The following is a 4,356-nucleotide window of genomic DNA, read 5'->3' as shown; positions in this document are numbered from 1 at the left end:
CCAGGAGCCCCGTCGACCTCGCCAGCGGCCCGGCCCGGCTGGCCAAGGCACTGGGACTGACGACGGCGGACACCGGACGTGACGCGCTTGCCCCGCCCTTCGGGCTGGTACTTCCGCCGGAGCCGCCTCCCCAGGTAAGTTCAGGCCCGCGGGTGGGGGTGGCAGGGGCGGGCGGCTCGGACGAGTACGCCTGGCGCTTCTGGATCACCGGGGACCCCACTGTCTCCAGGTACAAGCCCGCCAAACCCCGGGTCCGGAAACCCCCGGCCACCACGGGTCCATCAGCGCAACCGGCCCGGTCCGCGTTTCATCAGCGTTAACGGAAATGGTTGTAGAATGGTAGGTCTGTCTTTTGCGATAGGGGAACGTTGAATGCTTGACGCCGATTTGGCCCACGAACGGGAGTATGTAGCGGGTCTGTATGCCCGGCTGGAAGAGCTCCGCGAGGAAAAGCGCCGGCAGCTGGCGCAGGTCCGCCGGGCCGGGGCAGTGGGCACCATGCAGAACGTCTCCGAGCGCGATGCGTTCGCCGCACTGTACGAGGACCGCCTGGCGCAGCTGGACGCGGTGGATGACCGGCTGGTCTTCGGCCGCCTGGACCTGGACTCCGGCGAAGCGCAGTACATCGGCCGCATCGGCCTCACCACCGAGGACCTGCAGCGGCTGATGGTTGACTGGCGCGCGCCCGAGGCCGGGCACTTCTACCAGGCCACCGCGTTCGACCGGCAGGGCGTGCGCCGCCGCCGGCACCTGATCCTGCAGGGCCGCGAAGTCAAGGCCATCGAAGACGACGTCCTGGACGCCGGGATGCTCGCGGACAATGAGTCGCTGCAGGGTGAAGGCGCCCTGCTCGCCGCCCTGAATTCCAAGCGCACGGGCCGGATGTCGGACATCGTCAGCACCATCCAGTCCGAGCAGGACCGCATCATCCGGTCCTCCATCTCCGGCGCGCTGGTGGTCCAGGGCGGACCTGGCACAGGCAAGACCGCCGTCGCCCTGCACCGCGCCGCCTACCTGCTGTACACCCACCGCGACCGGCTCAAGAGTGCAGGCGTGCTCCTGGTGGGCCCGTCGTCGTCGTTCATGAAGTACATCGAACGCGTGCTGCCCTCGCTGGGTGAGACCGGCGTGGTCATGGCCAGCCTTGGCCGCCTCATGCCCGGCATCCATGCAGTTCCGGAGCAGGACGCCGATGTTGCTGCCCTCAAGGGCCGCCTGGACATGGCGGAAATCGTGGCCAACGCCGTCTCCAACCGCCAGCGGGTTCCTGCCCACAACAGGACGCTGGAAGTGGACGGCCGGAAGCTGGTGCTGACGCCCCGGCAGGTCCGCCGCGCCCGGGAGAAGGCCCGTGCCACCGGCAAGCCGTACAACGAGGCACGCGTAACGTTCGTCAAGATCCTGCTGCGTGAACTGACGGAGCAGATGACCGAACTGGTCGAGGCCGGGAACATCGGCAACAACGCGGACCGCTCCTACCTTGCAGAGGATGTCCGTACGGCCCGGGATGTCCGCATCGCCCTGAACCTGTGCTGGATGCCAATGACTCCCGAAAAGCTGATTTCCGACCTGTTCAGCAAGCCGGCCATCCTGGGATTCTGCACCCCCAACCTTTCGCCCGCGCAGCGCGCGCTGCTCCTGCGGCCGGTTGACGCCCCCTGGACGGAGTCCGACGTTCCGCTGCTGGATGAGGCTGCCGAACTGCTCGGTGAACTTGACGCCGCCGCCAGCCGCGGTCTGGGGCAGCAGGAGCACGACCGTGCCCGGGATCTCGCCAACGCCAAGCAAACGCTCGTCAACATGGAAACCGCCGGCGTTGACGCCCTGATGACCGCCGAAGACCTGATGGAGCAGAACCAGGAACGGGAGGCACGGCTCAGCGCTGCCGAGCGTGCCACCAGCGACCGCACCTGGGCCTTCGGGCACATTGTGGTGGACGAGGCGCAGGAGCTTTCCCCCATGCAGTGGCGGCTCCTGGTCCGCCGCTGCCCCCTGAAGTCCTTCACCATCGTGGGCGATATTGCCCAGACCAGTTCCGTTGCCGGCGCCAATTCCTGGCAGGGCGCCCTCGCGCCGATGTTCGGTGACCGGTGGCAGCTGGAGGAGCTGACGGTCAACTACCGCACGCCCTCCCAGATCGCCGAAGCCGCCGTACGGATGGCAAACGCGGCGGGCCTGGTGGTGTCCGCTCCCAAGGCCGTGCGGGAGGGGCGCTGGTCACCCGTCATCGACGAGGTTGCCCCCGGCGCCCTTGTGGACCGGCTTGTGGAGGTCCTGCCGGAGGAACTGGAAGCGCTCGACGGCGGCCTGCTCGCCGTGATCGCCGACGGCCCCCTCCTGCCCCTGGCCACGGCAGCCCTGCGCGCGGCCTACGGGCGCCGCATCGGCACGGGCGCGGGCAGCTACGAACAGGACATCGTGGTCATCAGCCCCCGCGAAGCCAAGGGCCTTGAGTTCGACGGCGTGGTGGTCCTGGAACCGGCAAAGATGCTCAACCACGAACACGGCAAGGTGGGTGACCTCTACGTGGCGATGACCCGCGCCACTCAGCGGCTGCGGCTGATCGCCTCCGAACCGGTTCCGGCCGGTATTGTCCGCTGATCCGGCGTCCCCGGATACTGCTACCTTAGAAGGCGTGCCAGACATCAACAGCCTCGAATCGCAACACAACGACCCCTCTTTTGCCAACATCTGGCAGGAGCTGAAGTGGCGTGGCCTGGTCCACGTCTCCACCGACGAAGCCGAGCTTGAAAAGCTCCTCGCCGGCGTCCCGGTCACTTACTATTGCGGGTTCGATCCGACTGCACCGAGCCTGCACCTGGGCAACCTGGTCCAGCTGCTCCTCATGCGGCGGCTGCAGCTGGCGGGGCACAAGCCGCTGGGACTCGTTGGCGGCTCCACCGGCCTGATCGGTGATCCCCGGCCCACCGCCGAGCGCACCCTGAACACCAAGGAAACAGTTACGGAGTGGGTGGGTTACCTCCAGGCACAGGTCCGCCGGTTCCTGAGCTTCGAGGGTGACAACGCGGCGCGGATGGTCAACAACCTCGACTGGACGGCGCCGCTGACCGCTATCGATTTCCTGCGGGAAGTAGGCAAGCATTTCCGGGTGGGCACCATGCTCCGCAAGGATGCCGTTGCCTCGCGGCTCAACTCCGACGAGGGCATCAGCTACACCGAGTTCAGCTACCAGATCCTGCAGGGCATGGACTACCTGGAGCTGTACCGCGCCTACGGCTGTGTCCTGCAGACCGGGGGCTCCGACCAGTGGGGAAACCTGACCAGCGGAACCGAACTGATCCGCAAGGTGGAGGGCAAGAGCGTCCACGCCCTGGGTACGCCGCTGATCACCAACTCCGACGGAAGCAAGTTCGGCAAGAGCGAAGGCAACGCCATCTGGCTCGACGCCGGCATGTGCAGCCCGTACGCGTTCTACCAGTTCTGGCTCAACACTGCGGACGCAGACGTTGTGGACAGGCTGAAGGTCTTCACCTTCCTGACCCGCGCCGAGATCGAAGAGATGGCAGTGGCAGTGGCGGAGCGTCCCTTCGCCCGCGAGGGCCAGCGGAAGCTCGCTTACGAAGTTACGTCGCTGGTGCATGGCGTGGAAGCCACTGAGAAAGTCATCGCCGCTTCGGCCGCCCTGTTCGGCAACGGCGATCTCACTGCCCTTGACAAGTCCACTCTTCAGGCGGCCACGTCTGAGCTTCCCTCCGCCACCGTCCAGGTTGATGCCCTCGGGATCGTGGACCTGCTGGTGGCGTCGGGGCTGTCGGAGAGCAAGTCCGCTGCCCGCCGCACGGTCGGTGAAGGTGGCGCGTATGTCAACAACGAAAAGGTCCTGGACCCCGAAGCCGTGATTTCCGAGGATGAACTCCTGCACGGCCAGTACTTGCTGCTCCGCCGGGGCAAGAAGAACCTGGCCACGGTTGAGGTCCTGGTCCCGTAACTGCATCTGACCCTTTTGCACGCCCCTCCACAGCCGATTTGCACGGCTGCGGAGGGGCGTGTATTGTTTTCTGAGTCGCCGCCGCTGAGTGGTGACAAACCCCCAACTATTGAGAAGCAATTCTTCTCAGAGCAGCGCTCTGAACGCAGGAATGCTTCACTTTTTGCTGGGTGGATTCACCTTGCCGAGTGAATTCCGGGAAAACAACCGGATTTGCAAAAGCGAATATGGATGAAATAAGATAGAAACATCGCAGCGAAGAAATACGAAATAGAAATTCTTTTTTGAATTGGTTTCGGGAATATTCGAATGTGTCTGTTGTTTGAGAACTCAATAGTGTGCCAAGTTTGTTGATACCGATTATGTATGTAATTGGTTGAATTTGCCGGATCGTGCCGCCCCTGTGG

4 protein-coding genes are annotated in these 4,356 nt (G+C 64.8%); 3 read left to right on the top strand and 1 reads right to left on the bottom strand.

Annotation, left to right across the window (positions count from 1 at the left end; genetic code table 11):
* From AC5RTT_RS19830 to tyrS, 3 genes are all read left to right on the top strand, one after another.
* On the top strand, positions 1-320 hold a 320-nt coding region (locus AC5RTT_RS19830), incomplete at its 5' end, for a DNA-3-methyladenine glycosylase (RefSeq protein WP_494146602.1).
* 52 nt (positions 321-372) lie between these two features.
* On the top strand, positions 373-2,601 hold the full coding sequence (locus tag AC5RTT_RS19825; RefSeq protein ID WP_494146601.1) for a HelD family protein: 2,229 nt from the start codon (positions 373-375) through the stop codon (positions 2,599-2,601).
* A gap of 34 nt (positions 2,602-2,635) precedes the next feature.
* Complete coding sequence (tyrS, locus tag AC5RTT_RS19820; RefSeq protein ID WP_494146600.1) at positions 2,636-3,949, top strand: tyrosine--tRNA ligase; 1,314 nt, start codon at positions 2,636-2,638, stop codon at positions 3,947-3,949.
* A gap of 106 nt (positions 3,950-4,055) precedes the next feature.
* Here tyrS and AC5RTT_RS19815 read toward each other — a convergent pair.
* Positions 4,056-4,356 (bottom strand): hypothetical protein (locus AC5RTT_RS19815; RefSeq protein WP_494146599.1); only part of this gene is annotated, 301 nt, incomplete at its 5' end.

This window comes from Arthrobacter sp. Y3221157 (assembly GCF_059089865.1).
Note: the sequence above shows the minus strand (reverse complement) of the source record. Positions and strands in the feature narration are given on the sequence as shown.